Genomic DNA, 1066 nt, shown 5'->3' on the forward strand with positions numbered 1-1066 from the left:
GGGCGGTCTGGCGGGCCAGCGGGCTGGCCGAACGCTGGTCCGGCGCGCTGGCCCGGGCCCGGACGGCGGCCGGCGCCGCCGACACCGGACTACGCTGGCGGGCCGCGGCCGCCGACCGGGACCTGGACGCGATCGTCGTACTCTTCGACGCGGCGGCCCGGTTCGTCGACCGGCTGCCGGGGGCGCGTACCGAGGTGTTCCTCGATCACGTGCTGGGGCAGCAGTTGCCGGCCGACACCCTCGCGCCGAGCGCCGACCGGGGCGAGGCGGTACGCCTGCTCACCGCCCACGCGGCGAAGGGGCTGGAGTGGGATCTGGTCGCCGTTGCCGGCGTACAGGAGGGGATCTGGCCGGACCTGCGGCTGCGGGGCAGCCTGCTCGGGTCGGAACGGCTGGTGGACATCCTCGCCGGCCGGGGCGAGGGCGCCGGAACGGCGGCCACCCTGGTCGGTCAGACCTCGGCGGTGCTGGACGAGGAGCGCCGGCTGTTCTACGTCGCCGCCACCCGCGCCCGGCGGAAGTTGCTGGTCAGCGCCGTCGCCTCGGCTGCGGTCGGGGTGGCGGACCACGAGGAACAGCCGAGCCGCTTCCTCTACGAACTCGGCCCGGCGGTGGAGCAGCCGGACGACGAGCCTGAGGTGTTAAAAGGGGGCCCTTCTTCTACAGAAAACGATAAGAAGGGGCCCTTCCTTACACCCGGCGCACCCGGCGCAGCCGACGAGCCGGCGGCGTTGCCGATCGGGCGGCCGCCCCGGGCGTTGACGTTGGCGGCGTTGGTGGCGGAGCTGCGGACCGCCGTGACGGATCCGGCGGCGACGGGGGTGCGGCGACGGGGCGCGGCGGTGGAGTTGGCCCGGTTGGCTGCCGCCGGGGTGCCGGGGGCGCATCCGGACGACTGGTGGGGGCTGCGGCCGCTGTCGGACGACCGGCCGCTGGTGGACGAGGGGGAGCCGGTCCGGGTCACGCCGTCGGGGATGGAGAGCGCGCTGCGGTGCAGCCTGCGGTGGTTGTTGGAGCGGCATGGGGGCTGTCGCTTATACACATCTCCGAGCCCACGACACCGGAT

Annotated in this window: 1 protein-coding gene; it reads left to right on the top strand. The window is 74.8% G+C overall.

All coding sequences use genetic code 11. The annotated features are described in order from the left end of the window. A partial coding sequence (locus tag I0C86_RS00050) for an ATP-dependent helicase (RefSeq protein WP_196199063.1) occupies window positions 1-1066 on the top strand: 1066 nt, incomplete at both ends.

This window comes from Plantactinospora alkalitolerans (assembly GCF_015690345.1).
Lineage (GTDB): Bacteria > Actinomycetota > Actinomycetes > Mycobacteriales > Micromonosporaceae > Plantactinospora > Plantactinospora alkalitolerans.